Below are 18,939 nucleotides of genomic sequence, written 5' to 3' on the forward strand. Positions count from 1 at the left end.
ACACTGTGGAATGGAGAACCAATCCGATGGCACACATCCTGTTCGTCCTGACCGGCGCCGACCACTGGACCCTGGCGGACGGCACCGAGCACCCCACCGGGTACTGGGCCGAGGAATTCACCGCGCCCTACGAGGTGTTCACCGGCGCGGGCCACACCGTCACCGTGGCGACGCCCCACGGCGTGGTCGCGACCGTCGACCAGGCCAGTCTCGCCCCCGACGTCAACGGCGGCGACGAGGGCGCGGGGGCGGTCGCCGCGATCCTGGCCGAGGCCACTGCGTTGCGGAGTCCACTCTCGCTCGACAAGGTCGACCTCGCCGACTACGACGCCGTCTTCTACCCCGGCGGACACGGCCCGATGCAGGATCTCGCCGCCGACCCCATCTCGGGCGCCCTGCTCAACGACGCGCTGGCCTCCGGCAAGCCGCTCGGCGTCGTCTGCCACGCGCCCGCCGCCCTGCTGGCCACGGCGGAGTCGGGCAGCTCCCCCTTCGCCGGCTACCGGGTCACCGCGTTCAGCAATGCGGAGGAGACCCAGGCGGGCTTCGCCGACAAGGCGAAGTGGCTGCTCCAGGATCGTCTGGTCGCGCTCGGCGTCGACTACCGCGAGGGTGAACCGTGGGCACCGCACATCGAGGTCGACCGCAACCTCTACACCGGTCAGAACCCCGCCTCGGCGAATCCGCTGGCCACCGAGATACTCACCGCGCTCTGATCGACGACAGCGCCGGCCTCGTCAGCCGATCGCCGCGGTGAGTGCGGCGAGTTCGGCGGCGAGGTTGGCGCGGGCGATCGCCTCGTACCGATCGTGGGCGAGCTCGGTGCGGAACAGACGGGGCTGGTCCGCCAGATTGCGAAGAACCGAGGCGCGGCCTGCCCGGAACAGATCGTCGGGCACATGGGCGTATTCGGCACGGATCGCGGTGGTGTAGGCGGCGTATTCCTCGGGTGTGCCACCGAGCACGACCAGGTCGGCGTCACAGAGCACCGCGCCGTTCGCATCGCCCGGCTGCGGGCGGTGCCCGCGGGTGAGTACCACGAGCCGCACCACCTCCTCGACCAATTCCGGTGCGGCATCGAGTGATTCGAGAATGTCACGGCCGAGGTCGGCGCTGCGCTCCTCGTTGTCGGCGCGTTCGACCGCGTAGATCGCGTCGTGGAAGAACGCCGCGTAGCGAACCGCATCGATATCGGCAGCGGCAGCGGCCAATTCGTCGATGGCCGCCAGCATCACCGCCAGGTGCGTGCCGGTGTGGTAGCGGCGGTGCGGTTCACCGTAGCGCCCCACCACCCCGGCACCGATCTGTTCGGCCTCGATCCCCGCCAATGCGATCCACCGGTCCATCAGGTTCTGTGACAACGCACTCATACACCAAGTTTCGTCGTCGGCACCGACACCCACAAGACCCCGATCCCGGGCGTCCGGCCGCGACAGGCCGGACGTAGACGGGGATATCCCGTTGGGAGCGGCGGCTTTCGGCGAGGGCGCCACCGGCGACCAGGGTCACTACCGATGCCGTTCGCCACCGCGTGGTCGTTCCCCGCCCGGCACCATTGTCACCGTTGCCACCGCCCGATAGCGTGGGCCGATGGTGTCCTCGGCTCATCTCTTCTCGTTCGCGGGTTTGGCGTTTCTGCTGGTGATCGTGCCCGGCCCCAGCGTCTTGTTCACCATCGGCCGGGCGCTCACCGTCGGGCGACGATCAGCGCTGATGACCGTGCTGGGCAATGCGGTCGGGGTGTACGGCCAGGTCGTCGCTGTCGCGTTCGGGCTCGGCGCGGTGGTAGCGGCGTCTGCTGCGGTGTTCACCGCGATCAAACTGGTCGGCGCCGCCTATCTGGTGTATCTCGGCGTGCAGGCGATTCGCCATCGTGACGCGCTGCGGTCGGCCTTTCACGCCGAGCAGGACGTGGCCACGCACAGTCCGATGGCGGCGTTGCGCGACGGCGTGATCGTCGGAGCCGCCAACCCGAAGACCATCGTCTTCCTGGCGGCGCTGCTGCCACAGTTCGTGGACACCACGCGTGGCGGGGTCCCGCAGCAGATGCTGATCCTCGGGCTCTGCATCCCCGTCTTCGGCCTGATCTTCGACTCGCTCTGGGCGTTCGCGGCCGGGTCGGCACGCTCCTGGTTCGCGCGGTCGCCGCGCCGTCTCGCCGCCATCGGTGGCACCAGTGGCCTGGTCATGATCGGGCTCGGCACGTCACTCGCTCTCACCGGCCGCAAAGACTGAACCACGACCGTCGGGATGCTCGATGAAGCGGCACCAGCGACGAATCGTAATGCGAATGCCGCAACTGAGTACACAGCGTCAACCCGCGAGGGAGGCTGGAGGGAGCAGGGTGGAACCACCACACCGTCGGCGAAACGAGGGGTTATGCAGTCCATCGGCCATTGGATAGACGGCAAAGCGGTCGGCGGCACCAGCGAGGCCACCGCGCCGGTGACTGATCCGGCCACCGGCGCCGTCACCGGGGAGGTGGCGCTGGCGAACGTGGCCGACACCAGGGCCGCGATCGACGCCGCGACGGTGGCGTTCGCGACCTGGCGTGACGCCTCACTCACCCGCCGCACCCAGGTGCTGTTCCGTTTCCGCGAGCTCCTGTCCGAGCGCAGGACCGAACTGGCCGCGGTGATCACCGCCGAACACGGCAAGGTGGCCGCCGACGCGCTCGGCGAGGTGACCCGTGGGCTCGAGGTCGTCGAATTCGCCTGTGGTGTCCCGCATCTGCTCAAGGGCGGCTTCACCGAGAACGCCTCGACCGATGTCGACATCTACTCGATCCGGCAACCGCTGGGACCGGTCGCGATCATCACGCCGTTCAATTTCCCCGCCATGGTGGCGATGTGGTTCTTCCCGCTGGCGATCGGCGCGGGCAATACCGTGGTGCTCAAGCCGAGTGAGAAGGATCCCTCGGCGGCGCTGTGGCTGGCGCGGCTGTGGCAGGAGGCCGGGCTGCCCGACGGGGTGTTCAATGTCGTGCAGGGCGACAAGGTCGCCGTCGACGAACTCCTGGACAACCCGGACGTCAAGGCTGTCTCGTTCGTCGGTTCGACGCCGATCGCGAAGTACGTGTACCAGCGCGGCACCGCGGCGGGCAAGCGCGTGCAGGCGCTCGGCGGCGCGAAGAATCACATGGTGGTGCTGCCCGACGCCGATCTGGATCTGGCCGCCGACGCCGCCGTGAACGCCGGTTTCGGGTCGGCGGGCGAGCGGTGCATGGCGATCAGCGTGGTCGTCGCCGTCGGCGCGGTGGCCGACGACCTGGTCGCCAGGATCAGCGCACGGGCCGCGAGCATCGTCACCGGTGACGGCGCCACCCCCGGTGCCGAGATGGGCCCGCTGATCACCCGCGCGCACCGTGACCGGGTAGCCGAGTACATCGACGCGGGCGAGACGGCCGGGGCCCGGGTGGTGCTCGACGGCCGCACCCTCACCGTCGACGGCGCACCGAACGGGTTCTGGCTGGGACCGACGATTCTCGACGAGGTCACCCCGACGATGAGCGTCTACACCGACGAGATCTTCGGCCCGGTGCTGTCGGTCGTGCGGGTCGACACCTACGCGGAGGCGGTGGCGCTGATCAACGCGAACCGCTACGGCAACGGCACCGCCATCTTCACCAACGACGGCGGCGCGGGACGACGATTCCAGCACGAGGTGGAGGTGGGTATGGTCGGCATCAATGTCGCGATCCCGGTACCGATGGCCTACTTCAGCTTCGGCGGCTGGAAGAACTCCCTGTTCGGCGACTCGCACGCGCACGGCACCGACGGCGTGCACTTCTTCACCCGCACCAAGGCGGTCACCACCCGCTGGCTCGACCCCAGCCACGGCGGCGTGGAACTCGGCTTCCCCCAGAACACATGACCGTCTCGGCCCGCCCCCGACTCTGGACTGACCGAAGGGTGCGACGAAGGAGTGCCCGTAGGGAGGGAAGAGTCGGGGTCACAGGGCCGAGACCCGCGGCGCCAGCCGCCGACAGCACAGGAGACTTCGCATGACGCTTTCCGAAGAGGCCGCCCGCGCCTACGAACTCGACCGCCGCCACGTCTTCCATTCCTGGTCCGCGCAGGCGACGCTGACACCGACGGTGCTCACCGCCGCGCAGGGTTGCTACGTGTGGGACGGCGAGGGCAACCGCCTGCTCGATTTCTCCTCGATGATGGTGAACACCAATATCGGCCACCAGCATCCGAAGGTCGTCGCCGCGATCCAGGAGCAGGCGGCCACGCTGTGCACTGTCGCGCCGTCGTTCGTCAACGCCGCCCGCTCGGAAGCGGCCCGCCTGATCAGCGAACGCACGCCCGGTGACCTCGACATGATCTTCTTCACCAACGGCGGCGCCGATGCCGTCGAGCACGCGGTCCGGATGGCGCGACTGCACACCGGCCGCTACAAGGTGCTCTCGCGCTACCGCTCCTACCACGGCGGCACCGAGACCGCCGTGAATCTCACCGGCGACCCACGCCGCTGGCCCAACGACCACGGCAACACCGGCACCGTGCACTTCTTCGGCCCGTTCCTGTATCGCTCGGAATTCCACGCGACCGACGAGGCTCAGGAAACCGAGCGCGCGCTGGCCCATCTCGAACGCACCATCGAGATGGAGGGTCCGGCCACCATCGCCGCGATCATCCTGGAGCCCGTGCCGGGCACGGCGGGCATCATGGTGCCGACGCGGGAGTACCTGCGCGGAGTGCGCGCACTGTGCGACAAGCACGGCATCGTCTTCATCGCCGACGAGGTGATGGCGGGCTTCGGCCGGACCGGAAAGTGGTTCGCCATCGACAATTTCGATGTCGTGCCCGATCTGATGACCTTCGCCAAGGGCGTGAACTCCGGGTACGTCCCACTCGGCGGGGTGGCGATCAACGCGGCCATCGCGGCGACCTTCGCCCACCGCCCGTATCCCGGCGGGCTCACCTATTCCGGTCATCCGCTGGCCACCGCCGCGGCCGTGGCGACGATCAACGTCATGGCGCAGGAGCGCATCGTCGAGAACGCCGCCGAGATCGGCGCGAAGGTGATCGGACCAGGCCTTCGGGAACTGGCGCAACGGCATCGCAGCATCGGCGAAGTCCGCGGCCTCGGCGTTTTCTGGGCGGTCGAGCTGGTTCGCGACCGGGCCACCCGCGAGCCGCTCGCCCCCTACGGCGGCACCAGCCCCGCGATGACCGAAGTGGTGGCCGCCTGCCGCGCGGGCGGGATATTGCCGTTCGTCAATTTCAACCGCCTGCACGTGGTCCCGCCGTGCGTGATCACCGAGGCCGAGGCCAAGGAGGGGCTGGCCATCCTCGACCAGGCACTCACCGTCGCCGACGCGCACACCGTCTGACCCGCGCCGGAATGCCCGGCCGGGGACACGCGTTGTCCACGAGCGTGACCGATACCGCAGTGCTTTCCGATGAACTGAAGTCCTACCTCGACGAGGAGAAGGTCTACGCGACCGTCGCCACGGTGGGGACCAACGGGCATCCGCACCTGACCGTGGTCTGGATCAAACGCGAGGGTGATGAGCTGGTGTTCTCCACCACCGTGGAACGCCAGCAGGCCAAGAATCTGGTGCGCGATCCGCGGATCACCGTGATGGTGAACCCGCCGGAGCGGCCGTACCTGTACGCCGAGGTGCGCGGAACCGCCACCACCACACCGGATCCCGAACGGGCGCTGCCCGACGAGATGTCGCTCAAGTACACCGGCAAGCCGTACAGCGAGTTCAATCCGGCCTCGGTGGACGACGCGGACCGCGTCGTCATCCGCGTCACCCCGACGAAGGTGACCGGACGCTTCTGAGTGGCGGGCCCGGCGGAGTCAGCTCCGCTGGGCCTCCTCCTGCGCGTGCTGTGCCTGCATCAGCTGCTGCGGGGTGAACCGCAGTGTCAGGGCGACCAGCGCGGCCAGCACCGCCAAGATCGCGCACACGAACAACACCAGGGTGTAGCCACTGTTCAGCGCGTCGATCTGCGAGGGCGACATGTCCGCGGCGCGGCCGTCGGTGCCGCCGAGCGAGAGGGTGCGCGATGCGGCGATCGGGCTCAGCAGGCCGATCGCGATCGGCGTCGCCAGATTCATGAACATCTGGCCGACCGCGGACAGCGGCCCGATATTCGACTGCGGCACGCCGACCAGCACGCACAGCGGCGCCAGCACCATCGCGACGCCGACACCGAAACCGATCACCAGCAGCAGCGCCAGCAGTGTCGGCAGGTACTGCACGTGCCGGTCCAGGGTCGAGCCGAAGAGCAGCCCGATGGCCAGCACGACCGAGGCCGAGGCCAGCAACCAGCGGGGCGCGATCACCAGCGCCAGCTTCGACGCGACCGCCCCGCCCACCCCGATGCCGATGGTGAACGGGATCGAGGCGACACCGGCCTGCAACGGGCTGTAGCCGAGCACGTTCTGCAACAGCTGGGCGACGAAGAACGTCATCGCGCCGAGCACCGCGCCGGCCAGGAAGATCAGCGCGAAGGTGGCGACCCGGTCGCGACTGTCGAACAGTGACCACGGCAGCAACGGGTCGGCCTCGCGGCGTTCGGTGATCACGAAGATCACCAGCAGCGCGAACCCGCCGATCAGCGAGGCGAGGATGACCGGGCTGTCCCACCCCATCGCCGGACCCTCGGTGGCGCCGAACACGATCGTCGCGCAGGCCAGCGTGCCCAGGATCGCGCCCTTGATGTCGAGCGGGGTGCGGTGGTGCTCGGTGTCGGCCAGTTTGTAGATCGCCCCGAGCACGATGAGCGCGCCGATCGGCACATTGATCCAGAAGATCCAGCGCCACGAGAACTCGGTGAGCGCCCCGCCGACCACGAGTCCGCTGACCGACCCGATCCCGGCCATCGACCCGACGATCGCGATCGCTTGATTTCGCGCCGGTCCCGGCGCGAACGTCGTCGCGACCAGGGCGAACGCCGTCGGCGCCGCGATGGCCGCGCCCGCGCCCTGGAAGGCGCGCGAGATCAGCAGCATCGCCTCGCCGTTGGCGCAACCGCAGGCCAGCGAGGCCGCGGTGAACACCCCGACGCCGATGATCAGCATCCGTTTACGCCCGAACGCGTCACCGAGTCGGCCGCCGAGCAACATCAGGCCGGCGAAGGTCAGGCCGTAGGCGGTCACCGTCCAGGCACTGCCCGAACTGGACAGCCCCATCTCCTCCTGCAACCGCGGCAGCGCGAAGATCACGACGGTGCCGTCGAGCACGACCATGAACTGCAGGCCGCTCAGTACGAGGATGGCGAGACCGAAGGCCCGCCCCGTCACCGGATACTGCATCGTCGCAGCGGGTTTATCGAGCACAACGAGGCAGTGTAATTGGCGCTGGGGCAGCGCGAGGGCGCGCGGCCCACGAAGCTAGTCGAGGCCGAAGCCCGCGGTGGGGCCGATGACGATGATCGCGGGCGGCCGGATGCCCTCGTCCTTGACCCGGTCGGCGACGGTGGCGAGGTCGGCGCGCACCACCCGTTGCGTGCGCAGGGTGCCCTCCTGGATCACCGCGGCCGGGGTGTCGCCCGGACGTCCGCCTGCGAGCAGGGCCGCCGCGAACTTGTCGATCCGCTCGACCGCCATCATCAGCACGATCGTGCCGCGCAGCTTGGCCAGCGCCGACCAATCGACGAGCGAATCGGGATGCTCGGGGGCCACGTGTCCGCTCACGACCACGAATTCGTGGGTCACTCCGCGATGGGTCACCGGGATGCCCGCCGCGCCGGGCACCGAGATCGGGCTCGTGACGCCGGGCACCACCGTCACCGGGATTCCGGCCTCGGTGCACGCCTCGAGTTCCTCGTAGCCGCGGCCGAACACGTACGGGTCGCCGCCCTTGAGCCGGACCACGAACTTGCCCGCTTTGAAGCCTTCGACCAGCGCGAGGTTGATCGCCTCCTGGGCCATCGACCGGCCGTACGGGATCTTCGCGGCGTCGATCACCTCCACGTGCGGCCCGAGTTCGGCCAGCAGTTCCGGCGGGGCGAGCCGGTCGGCGACGACCAGATCGGCGCGGGCCAGGAGCCTGCGACCACGCACTGTGATCAGATCGGGGTCACCGGGGCCGCCACCGACGAGCGCGACGCCGGGGGTCACCGGTTCCGAATCATCGGTCACCACACCGGATTGCAGCGCTTCGAGCAGCCCGTTGCGCACGGCGGCCGAGCGGCGGTGCGCGCCACCGGCGAGCACACCGAGGGAGAGCCCGTCGTAGCGGGCGGTCGCGGGCGTGACCGCGGTGCCGTCGCGCGCGATGTCGGCGCGGACGCAGAAGACGCGCTTGGCGGTGGCTTCGGCGACCACCGCGGCATTGGTCTCGGGTTCGTCGGTGCAGGCCATCGCGTACCAGGCGTCGTCGAGATCGCCGTCGGCGTAGGCGCGCAGTTCCACGGTGATCTGCCCCGCCGTGCCCATGCCCTCCACGGCCGGGGTAACCGCCCGGCTGATCACGTGCACATCCGCGCCCGCGGCCACGAGCAGCCCGAGCCGACGCTGGGCGACGGTCCCGCCGCCGACCACCACTACTCTGCGCCCACGCAGATCGAGCCCGACCAGGTAGTTCGGGTCGCCTTCGGGCGGGGTCGATGCGGTGTCAACGGTGTTCGGCACAGTGTCCGAGCCTAGTTCCTGGCTCGGTGGGGCCCGAACGCACCCGCCGACAGGCTCATTTCCGTGCCTCGCGTTGCCGACCGGGCGAGCAGGCAGGACAGTGGAGTCATGACCCAGCCGGACGCACTCCTGGACGTGGCATACGACGAAGCCCTGCGTGGACTGGCCGAGGGCGGTGTTCCCATCGGCGCGGCCCTGTTCGACGTCGACGGCGCCCTGCTCGGACGCGGCCACAATCGCCGCGTCCAGAACGACGATCCGAGCGTGCACGCCGAAACCGACGCCTTTCGCGCGGCGGGCCGCCGCCGCGACTACCGACCGACGATCATGGTCACCACCCTGTCCCCGTGCTGGTATTGCAGCGGTCTGGTGCGCCAGTTCGGGATCGGCACCGTGATCATCGGCGAGGCACAGACCTTCCACGGCGGCCACGATTGGCTGGCCGAACACGGTGTGAAGGTGCTCGTGCTGGACGATCCACGCTGCGTGTCACTGATGACCGACTTCATCGCCGAGCGCCCCGACCTGTGGTTCGAGGACATCGGCGTCGCGCCGACGAAGCAGACACCCGCGTGAGCGTCGCGCCTCGCTCCTCCTCGACCTTCGCATTGTCAACCCTGAGTCCTACTCAGCGATGCCGCTCTTACTTTCTCGCCGCCGGTCCGGTACCCAGAAGTGACACACGTTACAGTTTTGTCGACAGGGGTACCCCATAGATGTCCGATGACCAGGATCCAGCCGCTCAGATGTCGCTCACCGTCAGTGAGCGCGATCTGGACGAGCTCGCCGGGAAGCTGGCGCGCTGGCTGACCGACAAGGTCGGCGCCGACGTGACGGTCAGCAACCTGGACAAACCGTCCACCGGCGGCATGTCGAGCACCACCATCCTGTTCGACGCCGAATGGTCGGCCGACGGTAGCGCCGAGCAAGGGTCCTTCGTCATCCGGATGGCGCCGGAGGACAGCTCCTTCCCGGTATTCGAGTCCTACGACCTCGCGATGCAGTACCAGGTGATGACCGGTGTCGCCGCGGCCTCCGACGTCGCCGTGCCGCCGCTGCGCTGGCTCGAACTCGACGATTCCGTGTTCGGTTCCCCTTTCCTCGTGATGGAACGAGTCGAAGGCCGGGCGCCGTCGGACAACCCGCCGTACGTGTTCTTCGGCTGGCTGTTCGACGCCACCGTCGCCGAGCGCGCACTGGTCGCGGACGCGACGGTCGAGGTGATCGCTCAGGTGCACGCCATCGACAGGGTGGCCGAGCGCTTCCCGCTGCTCGACGGTGCGGGCACCGCGCTGCGCAGGCATTTCGAGGACCAGCGCGCCTGGTACCGGTGGGCACTGACCGACCACGGCGTCGAAGTGCCGCTCATCGAGCGGACTTTCGACTGGCTCGAGGCCCACTGGCCCACCGATCCCGGTCCCGAGGTGCTGAACTGGGGCGACGCCCGCCCGGGCAACATCCTCTTCGACGGGTTCACCCCGGCGGCGGTACTGGACTGGGAGATGGCGACCATCGCGCCGCGCGAACTCGATCTGGGCTGGATCATCTTCATCCACCGGTTCTTCCAGGACATCGCCACCCGCTTCGACCAGCCGGGTCTCGTCGACTTCCTGCGCCGCGACGCGGTAGTGGCGAAATACGAAGAGCTGACCGAACATTCGGTGCGCGATCTGGACTTCTACATCGTCTACGCCGCGCTACGGCACGCCATCGTGATGGCCAGGATCAAGTGCCGGATGATCCACTTCGGCGAGGACACCGTGCCCGCCGAACTCGACGACTACGTGATGCACCGTCTCAGCCTCGAGGCGTTGCTCGACGGCACCTACGAATGGGACTGACTGTGCGCGCCATCATGCCCGTCCCCCTGGACGAGTACCCGATCCACCAGACCCCGCTGTCGCTGGCCAGGGTCGCCACTAGCGACCGCAACTTCTACGACCGCTACTACTTCAACGCCTTCGACCCGGCCGGTGACGCGATGCTGATCACCGGGTTCGGCGTGTACCCCAACCTCGGCGTGGTCGACGCGTTCGCGACGGTGCGCCACGGCGACGCCCAGCGCAGCGTGCGCTTCTCCGACGCGCTCACCTCGCGCGATCTGACCACCGCCGTCGGCGGCTACCGGATCGAGGTGATCGAGCCGCTGCAGAAGCTCCGAGTGGTCTGCGAGCACGACGATCTCGGCTTCGATCTGACCTGGACCGGCGCGCAGCCCGCCGTGCAGGAGCAGCCGCATCTGATCCTGTCCGGCACCAAACCGATGATCGAGGCCTCGCGTTTCGCCCAATCGGGTTCGTGGGAGGGCACTCTCGCGGTCGACGGCATCGACTACCGAGTCGATCCGGCGGCATGGACCGGCAGCCGCGACCGGTCCTGGGGCATCCGGCCCTCCGGCGAACCGGAACCCGCGGGCAGGCCGACCGGCATGGACGGTTTCTGGTGGCTGTACGCGCCGCTGCGGTTCCGGGACTTCTCGATCGTGGTGATCGTGCAGGAGGAGCCCGACGGCAACCGCACCCTCAACAACGCGGTGCGGATCTGGAACGACGGCCGCAAGGAACAACTGGGCTGGCCCCGCATGCACTGGACCTACGAGTCCGGCACTCGGCACCCGAAGTCGGTGCGCCTGGACATGACCACCCCCGACGGGAAGCCGCTCGAGGTCGAGATCGAGTCGCGCCCGGGAATCGCGCTGCACGTGGGCTGCGGTTACGGCGCCGATCCCGACTGGACCCACGGCCGCTGGATGGGCGAGAACTGGTCGCTGTCGAGCGCCTACGACCTCACCGACCCCGCGATCGAGGGCCGCACGCCCTACGGCGTGATCGACCACATCGGCTACGCCCGCTGCGGTGATCTCGAGGGCTGGGGCCTGTTCGAACACGCCTCCATGGGCCGCCACGACCCCACAGGTTTCGCCGATTGGTCCTCCGTCGCACCTTGACGGACCTCTCGCGCGAGAGAAAAAGGCGCCGCCGCGACAACGAGGTCGCGGCGGCTCCGACTCTCCTCCTCACAAGGCCGTGGCCACCACGACACCTTCCAGAACTGTTCTGTCACAGACGAGTTCGCCGTGACCTGCCAGCAGGGCCGCGGCTTCGGCGACACTGGGAGTACCGACCGCCGCTGATGCGTGGTCCGAACGGTGTCGCACGTCGACATCGGCCAATCGCGCGGCGGTGAAGGCCACCACGGGCACGCCCAGGGTCGCCGCGGCGGCCAGGACACCCGGTTCGATCGCACGTCGATCGAGGGTCGCCAAGCAACGGATGGTGTTGTCGCCGACCACCGCCCGCACCGCGCGGACAATTCGCCCCGCATCGGTTCCCGGCCGGACGCCGATGCCGACGGCCAGCGCCGAACCCGGCCCGAGGTCGCCGGTCGCCGGTTGTCGCCCGCCGCCGGAAGTCGTCATGTGCCGCTGCGGTCCATCAGTGGTCGAATCGTCGTGCGGCGGTGACGAACCGGGCGACCGCGTCGGGATTACCCGCCGGATGGGTGTGCAGGTAGGAGGCGTGCACCTGGCGGATCACCGCGCCTTCGGACACCGAACCCGTTGTCCGCCAACCCCATGCGGCGTTCTCCGCGCCGGTGCGGACCACCCGGGTGCGGTGGAATTCGTGACCGCGCACCCGCGCACCCGCGCGCCACAGCGCCGAATCGTGCAGGGCTACGGCGTCGCGGTAGCCCAGCGTCAGACGCGGGCCGAATTCAGCGTCGGCGTCGATGACCCCCGCCATCGGGTGGCCGTCGAGCGAGCGGGTGAGATAGAGCAGCCCCGCGCATTCGGCGTGGATCGGCAGGCCGCGCGAGGCGCCGTCGGCCACTGCGGTCCGTAGGCGCTCGTTGGCCGAGAGCTCCCCCGCGTGTTCCTCCGGGAAGCCGCCGGGAAGAACCAATCCCGCTGTGCCGACGGGAAGTTCATCGGTCAGCGGATCGAAAACGACCACTCGGGCGCCGGCCGCGGCCAGGAGTTCCCGATGCTCGGCGTAGCCGAACGTGAAGGCCGGACCGCCCGCCATCGCGATCAATGGATCCCTGCCCGGGATCACCCCGGACCCCGCGACCGAGGACACATCAACGGGAGCGACCGAGGTCGGCTGCTGGTGGTGGGTCGGCACAGCATCCGTCGTCCGCGTACCGTCCGAGCTTCCGGCGCCCTCGAAATCTGTTCCACCCGTGCCGTGTTCGGCGGCGGCGGCCAGTTCGACGTCCGGATCCCACGCGGCACCGAGTACCGACCCGCCCGCCAGCCCCACGATCGCGCGCAGGTCCACGTGTGCCGCGACGAGTTCGGTCATGGCGTCGACGGCGGCGGTCGCGGCGGCGCCGTGTTCGACGGCGGGAATGAGACCGAGATGACGGGAGGGAACTTCCAGTTCGGCCATGCGGGGCAGCGCGCCGAGGACGGGCAGGCCGACGCGGTCGCAGGCCGCGCGCAGGACCTGTTCGTGGCGTTCACTGCCGACCCGATTGAGGATCACACCGCCGAGGCGGACCGAGGAGTCGTAGGTGGCGAAACCGTGGAGCAACGCCGCGAGACTCTGGGAATGACCGCGGGCATCGACCACCAGCACCACCGGCGCCCCGAGCAGCCCGGCCACCTGGGCGGTGGAACCCTCGGCGATCGCCTCGCCCCGGTTCTCGTCGATCCGGCCGTCGAACAGGCCCATCACGCCCTCGACGATGGCGATATCGCAGCCCCGCGCGCCGTGCTGATACAGCGGCACCACCCGATCCTCGCCGACGAGCACGGGATCCAGATTGCGCCCCGGCCGCCCGGCCGCGAGTCCGTGATAGCCGGGATCGATGTAATCGGGCCCCACTTTGAACGGCGCCACTCGATGACCGGCACGCCGCAGCGCACCGATCAGCCCGGTGGCCAACGTGGTCTTCCCACTGCCCGACGCCGGGGCCGCGATCACCACCGCGGGTGCGCTCATCACCGACCACCCTCGGTCCGGGCGGGCAGCGCCGTCACCATTCGATACCGCGCTGTCCCTTTCGGCCCGCGTCCATGGGGTGCTTGACTTTGGTCATCTCGGTGACGAGATCGGCAGCCTCGATCAGGGCCGGGGGCGCGTCGCGGCCGGTGATGACCACGTGCTGGTTGCCGGGGCGATGGGTGAGGGTGTCGACGACCTCGTCGATGTCGACCCAGCCCCATTTGAGGGGGTAGGTGAACTCGTCGAGGACGTAGAAGCGGTGCTGTTCGGCGGCGAGGCGGCGGGAGATCTCCTGCCATCCGGACAGGGCGGCGGCCGCGTGGTCCTCGTCGGTGCCGTGCTTGCGGGTCCAGGACCAGCCTTCGCCCATCTTGTGCCACTCGACCGCGCCGCCGACGCCGGTCTCCTCGTGCAGAGTGGCCAGGGTCCGGAAAGCGGCTTCCTCGCCGACCTTCCACTTCGCGCTCTTCACGAACTGGAACACCGCCACGTCGAAGCCCTGGTTCCAGGCCCGCAGCGCCATCCCGAACGCCGCGGTGGACTTGCCCTTGCCCGGGCCGGTGTGCACGGCGAGCACCGGCTGATTGCGCCGCTGCCGGGTGGTCAGACCGTCCTCGGGGACGCTCTCCGGAACACCTTTGGGCACAGCAACTCCTCTTCTCGACGCACTCGGTGCGCGGTTCTTCGCGACCTCACGATGGGGTCGGTCGCATGCCCGGCTCCGCAACCGGTACGGCCATCTGCCGTCCGTGCCGATTCCTCACCATTTGTATCAGGGCGCGGCCGGGGCACTCACACGGCTAGACACCCACCTCGCCGCGCGCCACGATCCGCCCGTGTGCCGGTGGCGAGGCCGCCGGGCGGCATCGGTCTTCACCCGGGGCCGCCGACCGCGGCCCCAGGTCCGCCCTCGACGCGAGGCGGCTTACGCCGCGCGCGCGGGCGAACCGGTGGCGCGGACAACCTCGGCCACCGTCTCGCCGGTCAATTCGTGCAGGCGCAGACACCGGGCGCGCAGGTCACGGGCCAGTTCGGCGGCGAGGCCGAGCCGGACCATGCCGCGTTCGCAGTCGATGACCATCGCGGTGTGGCCTTCGGCGGCCAGCAGCCTGGCGGCGGTGCGGGCACGTGGGAGGGGGTCGGTGCCGCCGGTGGCGCGGCCGTCGGTGAGCAACACGAGCATCGGGCGGCGACGGGGATCTCGGACGTGTTCGCGGGCGATCACCTCGCGGGCTTTCAGCAGTCCCGCCGCCAGTGGCGTCTTGCCGCCGGTGCGCATCCCGGCCAAGCGGCGAACGGCGATGTCCACCGACGAGGTGGGCGGCAGCACCAGTTCCGCTGCACTGCCCCGGACACTGATCACCGCGACCTTGTCGCGGCGCTGATAGGCGTCGCGCAGCAGGGTCACGATGGCGCCGGTCACGGCGGTGAGGCGGTCACGGGCAGCCATCGAGCCGGACGCGTCGACGACGAAAACGACCAGATTGCCCTCTCTGCCTTCGCGATACGCGCCGCGCAGGTCTTCGCTCGCCAGCGCGAGTGGGCCGCTGAACCTGCCACGTTCGAACTGCTTCGGCGCGGCGGCGAAGACCGTGCCGAGCAGGTGCAGGCCGGTCGAGGGGTCGAGGTCGGGGCGCACAGTCCGGCCGGTTCGGGTCCTGGCTCGCGAACGGCGACCGGGTGCGCCTTCGCCGATGCCGGGGACCTCCCAGCGCGGTGCGGGCTTGGCGGCCGAAGTCGGTGTGCCCGACAGCTTTTCGGGCCCCGGCTGCGAACTGTGGCCCTGATCGGAGCTGTCCGAGCGGTCGCCGCCGGACCCGCCGGGTCCACCGTTGTCAGGTCCGCCGTCGGGTCCTCGATCGTCCGGGCCACCACCGTCGGGGCCCCCATCGTCGTCGGGGCCATCCTCGGGATCGATTCCGTCCGAACCGTTTTCGCGACCGTTGCCCCGGGACCGCTCGTCATCGAAGCCACCGGGTTCGACACCGTCCGGGCGAGTGGGGTCACCACCGTCAGCGTCGAGCTCGTCCCGACGAGCGGACTCCGGCTCACCCGAACCGTCGAATCGCTCATCCTCCGAGGCCTTGTCGACTTCGGCGGCCGCGGCGTCCATCGCCTCGTCGAGTTGCTGCTCACTGATCCCTGGCTCGTCGAACGGATCGCGCCGTCGACGGTGCGGCAGCGCGAGTTCCGCGGCGACGCGCACGTCGTCCTCGGTGACCCGATCCCGCCCGCGCCACGCGGCGTGCGCGGTCGCGGTGCGGGCCACCACGAGGTCGGCGCGCATCCCGTCGACATCGAACGAGGCGCACAGTGCCGCGATCCGGCGCAGCTCCGCATTGTCGAGCGCGACGTCGGGCAACCGGTCGCGCGCGGTCAGGATGCGTTCGGCCACCACCTGATCGGCGTCGACGTAGCGGGCGGCGAACGCGGCCGGGTCGGCCTCGTAGTCGAGACGGCGGCGCACCACCGCCATCCGCACGTCGACCTCGCGTGAGGCCGCCACATCGACCGTGAGCCCGAACCGGTCGAGCAGCTGCGGGCGCAGCTCTCCCTCTTCGGGATTCATCGTGCCGACCAGTACGAACCGCGCCGGATGCGAGTGCGAGACACCGTCGCGCTCGACGTGCACGCGCCCCATCGCGGCCGCGTCGAGCAGCACGTCCACCAGGTGGTCGTGTAGCAGGTTCACCTCGTCCACGTAGAGCACGCCGTGATGGGCCGCGGCCAGCAGCCCGGGGCGGAACGCCTGTTCCCCGTCGCGCAGCACCCGCTCGAGATCGAGCGAGCCGACGACCCGGTCCTCGGTGGCGCCCACCGGCAACTCCACCAGCCGCGCGGGCCGCGCTCCGGTCTCGTCGACCACGGGCGGCAGCAACTGCGCCAGCGCGCGCACCACGGTCGACTTCGCCGTGCCCTTCTCACCACGCACCAGCACCCCGCCGATCCCGGGGTGCACGGCCGACAAGATCAACGCCAGCTGCAGCCGCTCCTGCCCCACCACAGCGGAGAACGGGAACCCCGCCTCACCCGCCACACGCGCGGCGGTATGCGGACCAGCGGCAACATCAGCAAAACCAGGCACGCCCCAACTCTATGCGCGCGGCGATCTCGGCAGCCCCCCGGGCATCGAAGGGCCGGGGAGCCGACGCCCGACGCCACCGTCGACCTGCTCGAACCGGCGAAAAACCGAGGGTGCCGCGGTGACCTGCGTCAACCGCGCCGCATCGGCACGTGCATGATCCCGTCATCGTCGTACGCCGGTCCGTCGACGGCGAAACCGAACTTCGCGTACATGTCGACCAGATGCGCCTGGGCATCCAAACGCACAGTGGCCGAACCGGTTTCAGCCAGCGCGGCCCGCATCAGACGGGTGGTGTAACCGTGTTCGCGAGCAGACGGCGCGACACACACCCGGCCGATGCGAAAACTGCTCACCCCGTCGACGAGCTCCTCGAGCAGGCGCAATGTGGCGAGCACGCAACCGTCGTCGAGCCACAGATGCCGTGTCGTCGCCAGCAGGTCACGCCCGTCCAACTCGGGATAGGCGCATTCCTGCTCGACGACGAACACCTCGACCCGCAGGCGCAGCAGCCGGTAGAGGGTGGCGGCATCGAGATCCGCCGCCCACGACCGTCTCAGTTCGACGCTCACACCTGCGCGTAGCTCGCGGCCCGCTCCGTCGCGGCCGCGTTGCCCGCATCCAGTTTCAGCGACTTGCTGGTCCAGTCCCACACTTCCTGGAACAGGGCCTGGTTCTCCGACAGCTTCTGGCCGAGGGAGGGGATCATCTGCTCCAGCTGCGGCGTCCAGCCGGTGTACTGCTCCGGGAAGCACCGCTGCATCACGTCGAGCATGGCGGTGACACAGGTCGACGCACCCGGCGACGCGCCGAGCAGACCGGCGATGGAGCCGTCCTGGGCGGAGATCACCGCGGTACCGAACTCCAGCACGCCACCGGCGCCCTTGCGGCGGATGACCTGCACGCGCTGACCGGCGGTGATGAGCTCCCAGTCGCGGCCCTGCGCGCGCGGCAGGAACTCCCCGAGCACACCCACCTTGCCGTTCTGCGACTTGAGCAGCTCCTCGACCAGGTACTTGGTGAGACCCAGCTCGGTGAGGCCCACGCCGACGAGCGAGGCGATGTTGTTCGGCTTGATCGACTTGAACAGGTCGGCGTTGGAGCCGTCCTTGAGGAACTTGGGGGTCCAGCCGGCGTAGGGACCGAACAGCAGGCCCTTCTGACCGTTGATGACGCGGGTGTCGAGGTGGGGCACCGACATGGGCGGCGCGCCGACGGCAGCCTTGCCGTAGACCTTGGCCTCGTGCGCGGCGATCAGCTCCGGGTTGGTGGAGCGCAGGAACTGACCACTGATCGGGAATCCGCCGAAGCCCTTGGCCTCCTTGATCCCGGCCTTCTGCAGCAGCGGCAGCGCGCCACCACCGGCACCGACGAAGACGAACTTCGCGTTGACGGTGCGCGAGCGGTAGGTGCGCAGGTTGCGGACGGTGACGTTCCACGACCCGTCGGACTGCTTGTCGAGGTTGCGGACCTCGGTGCCGAAGGCGATCTCGCCGCCGGAGGAGCCGATGAAGGCGAGCAACTGCTTGGTGAGCGCGCCGAAGTCGATATCGGTGCCGCCGTCGGACCAGTTCAGCGCGATCGGGTCGCTGAAATCGCGCCCCTTGGCCATCAGCGGCAGGCGCGCGGCGAACTCGTCGGGGGTGTCGATGTACTCCATCCCGCGGAACAGCGGGTGCGGCGACAGCGCCTCGTGGCGCTTGCGCAGGTAGTCGACGTTGTCGGCGCCGTGCACGAAGCTCACGTGCGGAATGGGGTTGATGAAGCCGGAAGGATCGCCCAACACGCCGGTGTCGACGGCGGAGGCCCAGAATTGACGCGAGACCTGGAAGCGCTCGTTGATGTCGACGGCCTTGCTCACGTCGACCGAGCCGTCCGCGTTCTGCGGGCTGTAGTTGAGCTCGCACAGCGCCGAATGGCCGGTACCCGCGTTGTTCCACGGATCGCTGCTCTCCGCGGCGGCGGCGTCGAGCCGCTCGAACACCGAGATCGTCCAGTCCGGCTGCAGCTGTCGCAGCAGCGCACCCAGCGTGGCACTCATGATGCCTGCGCCGATGAGAACTACATCGGTCTTTTCAGTCTTCGCAGCGTTCGGCACGGGTAGATCGACTTCCTTGTCCTTCTCAGCTACTCACCGACGGGTGAGTTCGCTTGGCGCGGGCGCTTTGGCGGTGTTCATGCGACTCGCGGTGAATCGCCGGGAGGTAGGTTACCCGTCGTTCACCTGAGACCAATTGTGCACCTCACCAGAGCACAGTTCTGCAACCGACCTCCCGAATGTGATGAAAACCAAGCCTGCGCGTCGCCGCG

17 protein-coding genes are annotated in these 18,939 nt (G+C 69.2%); 8 read left to right on the plus strand and 9 right to left on the minus strand.

Annotation, left to right across the window (positions count from 1 at the left end; all coding sequences use genetic code 11):
* Positions 1-26 precede the first annotated feature (26 nt).
* The gene (locus tag NA12_RS10330) at positions 27-716 is read left to right on the plus strand and encodes a type 1 glutamine amidotransferase domain-containing protein (protein WP_067448894.1); all 690 of its coding nucleotides are present in this window, start codon (positions 27-29) and stop codon (positions 714-716) included.
* 21 nt (positions 717-737) lie between these two features.
* On the opposite strand, the gene NA12_RS10335 is transcribed toward NA12_RS10330, so the two are convergent.
* A complete protein-coding gene (locus tag NA12_RS10335; RefSeq protein ID WP_067448761.1) occupies positions 738-1,370 on the minus strand; it encodes an HD domain-containing protein in 633 nt (210 codons plus the stop codon).
* A gap of 220 nt (positions 1,371-1,590) precedes the next feature.
* Here NA12_RS10335 and NA12_RS10340 point away from each other — a divergent pair, with 220 nt between their 5' ends.
* The 4 genes from NA12_RS10340 to NA12_RS10355 all read left to right on the plus strand — a co-directional run bounded on the left by NA12_RS10340 (position 1,591) and on the right by NA12_RS10355 (position 5,799).
* Complete coding sequence (locus NA12_RS10340) at positions 1,591-2,235, plus strand: LysE family translocator (protein ID WP_067448763.1); 645 nt, start codon at positions 1,591-1,593, stop codon at positions 2,233-2,235.
* Positions 2,236-2,379: 144 nt separating this feature from the next.
* The gene (locus NA12_RS10345; protein ID WP_067448765.1) at positions 2,380-3,873 is read left to right on the plus strand and encodes a CoA-acylating methylmalonate-semialdehyde dehydrogenase; all 1,494 of its coding nucleotides are present in this window, start codon (positions 2,380-2,382) and stop codon (positions 3,871-3,873) included.
* Positions 3,874-4,003: 130 nt separating this feature from the next.
* Positions 4,004-5,341: an aspartate aminotransferase family protein gene (locus NA12_RS10350; RefSeq protein ID WP_067448767.1), complete on the plus strand. Its 1,338-nt coding sequence runs from the start codon at positions 4,004-4,006 to the stop codon at positions 5,339-5,341.
* A gap of 44 nt (positions 5,342-5,385) precedes the next feature.
* Positions 5,386-5,799, plus strand: coding sequence for a PPOX class F420-dependent oxidoreductase (locus NA12_RS10355; protein ID WP_067448896.1), 414 nt, complete (start codon positions 5,386-5,388; stop codon positions 5,797-5,799).
* 18 nt (positions 5,800-5,817) lie between these two features.
* Here the strand turns inward: NA12_RS10355 and NA12_RS10360 are convergent, their stop codons facing one another.
* Both NA12_RS10360 and cobA read right to left on the minus strand, forming a co-directional pair.
* Positions 5,818-7,278, minus strand: coding sequence for an MFS transporter (locus NA12_RS10360; RefSeq protein WP_067448769.1), 1,461 nt, complete (start codon positions 7,276-7,278; stop codon positions 5,818-5,820).
* A gap of 78 nt (positions 7,279-7,356) precedes the next feature.
* Positions 7,357-8,598, minus strand: coding sequence for a uroporphyrinogen-III C-methyltransferase (cobA, locus tag NA12_RS10365; protein WP_067448771.1), 1,242 nt, complete (start codon positions 8,596-8,598; stop codon positions 7,357-7,359).
* Between the two features lie 108 nt (positions 8,599-8,706).
* On the opposite strand from cobA, the gene NA12_RS10370 reads away from it, so the two are divergent.
* The 3 genes from NA12_RS10370 to NA12_RS10380 all read left to right on the plus strand — a co-directional run bounded on the left by NA12_RS10370 (position 8,707) and on the right by NA12_RS10380 (position 11,545).
* The gene (locus NA12_RS10370) at positions 8,707-9,174 is read left to right on the plus strand and encodes a nucleoside deaminase (RefSeq protein WP_067448773.1); all 468 of its coding nucleotides are present in this window, start codon (positions 8,707-8,709) and stop codon (positions 9,172-9,174) included.
* Between the two features lie 140 nt (positions 9,175-9,314).
* Complete coding sequence (locus NA12_RS10375) at positions 9,315-10,439, plus strand: phosphotransferase family protein (protein WP_067448775.1); 1,125 nt, start codon at positions 9,315-9,317, stop codon at positions 10,437-10,439.
* Positions 10,430-11,545 (plus strand): Rv3169 family protein, encoded by a 1,116-nt coding sequence (locus NA12_RS10380; protein WP_371855984.1) that lies wholly within the window; start codon positions 10,430-10,432, stop codon positions 11,543-11,545. Before NA12_RS10375 ends, NA12_RS10380 begins: the two co-directional genes overlap by 10 nt.
* Positions 11,546-11,614: 69 nt before the next feature.
* On the opposite strand, the gene NA12_RS10385 is transcribed toward NA12_RS10380, so the two are convergent.
* The 6 genes from NA12_RS10385 to mqo all read right to left on the minus strand — a co-directional run bounded on the left by NA12_RS10385 (position 11,615) and on the right by mqo (position 18,727).
* Entirely contained in the window at positions 11,615-12,016 is a 402-nt protein-coding gene (locus NA12_RS10385) for a cobalamin biosynthesis protein (RefSeq protein ID WP_067448777.1), read from the minus strand.
* Between the two features lie 16 nt (positions 12,017-12,032).
* The gene (locus NA12_RS10390) at positions 12,033-13,544 is read right to left on the minus strand and encodes a cobyrinic acid a,c-diamide synthase CobB (protein WP_067448779.1); all 1,512 of its coding nucleotides are present in this window, start codon (positions 13,542-13,544) and stop codon (positions 12,033-12,035) included.
* A 34-nt stretch (positions 13,545-13,578) separates the two neighbouring features.
* On the minus strand, positions 13,579-14,193 hold the full coding sequence (cobO, locus tag NA12_RS10395) for a cob(I)yrinic acid a,c-diamide adenosyltransferase (protein ID WP_067448781.1): 615 nt from the start codon (positions 14,191-14,193) through the stop codon (positions 13,579-13,581).
* A 279-nt stretch (positions 14,194-14,472) separates the two neighbouring features.
* The gene (locus tag NA12_RS10400; RefSeq protein WP_067448783.1) at positions 14,473-16,584 is read right to left on the minus strand and encodes a magnesium chelatase subunit D family protein; all 2,112 of its coding nucleotides are present in this window, start codon (positions 16,582-16,584) and stop codon (positions 14,473-14,475) included.
* A gap of 176 nt (positions 16,585-16,760) precedes the next feature.
* On the minus strand, positions 16,761-17,201 hold the full coding sequence (locus tag NA12_RS10405; RefSeq protein ID WP_067448785.1) for a GNAT family N-acetyltransferase: 441 nt from the start codon (positions 17,199-17,201) through the stop codon (positions 16,761-16,763).
* On the minus strand, positions 17,198-18,727 hold the full coding sequence (gene mqo / locus NA12_RS10410; protein WP_084472631.1) for a malate dehydrogenase (quinone): 1,530 nt from the start codon (positions 18,725-18,727) through the stop codon (positions 17,198-17,200). The genes NA12_RS10405 and mqo overlap by 4 nt, the downstream gene beginning before the upstream one ends.
* Positions 18,728-18,939: the final 212 nt, after the last annotated feature.

The organism is Nocardia alba NBRC 108234, from assembly GCF_001612665.1.
In the GTDB taxonomy this organism is placed as follows: domain Bacteria; phylum Actinomycetota; class Actinomycetes; order Mycobacteriales; family Mycobacteriaceae; genus Nocardia; species Nocardia alba.

Coding starts and splice junctions, on each gene's coding strand:
- NA12_RS10385 (WP_067448777.1), bottom strand. CDS start 12,016: ATGACGACTTCCGGCGGCGGGCGACAACCGGCGACCGGCGACCTCGGG.
- NA12_RS10370 (WP_067448773.1), top strand. CDS start 8,707: ATGACCCAGCCGGACGCACTCCTGGACGTGGCATACGACGAAGCCCTG.
- NA12_RS10330 (WP_067448894.1), top strand. CDS start 27: ATGGCACACATCCTGTTCGTCCTGACCGGCGCCGACCACTGGACCCTG.
- NA12_RS10375 (WP_067448775.1), top strand. CDS start 9,315: ATGTCCGATGACCAGGATCCAGCCGCTCAGATGTCGCTCACCGTCAGT.
- NA12_RS10340 (WP_067448763.1), top strand. CDS start 1,591: ATGGTGTCCTCGGCTCATCTCTTCTCGTTCGCGGGTTTGGCGTTTCTG.
- NA12_RS10335 (WP_067448761.1), bottom strand. CDS start 1,370: ATGAGTGCGTTGTCACAGAACCTGATGGACCGGTGGATCGCATTGGCG.
- NA12_RS10350 (WP_067448767.1), top strand. CDS start 4,004: ATGACGCTTTCCGAAGAGGCCGCCCGCGCCTACGAACTCGACCGCCGC.
- NA12_RS10390 (WP_067448779.1), bottom strand. CDS start 13,544: ATGAGCGCACCCGCGGTGGTGATCGCGGCCCCGGCGTCGGGCAGTGGG.
- NA12_RS10345 (WP_067448765.1), top strand. CDS start 2,380: ATGCAGTCCATCGGCCATTGGATAGACGGCAAAGCGGTCGGCGGCACC.
- NA12_RS10360 (WP_067448769.1), bottom strand. CDS start 7,278: ATGCAGTATCCGGTGACGGGGCGGGCCTTCGGTCTCGCCATCCTCGTA.
- NA12_RS10380 (WP_371855984.1), top strand. CDS start 10,430: ATGGGACTGACTGTGCGCGCCATCATGCCCGTCCCCCTGGACGAGTAC.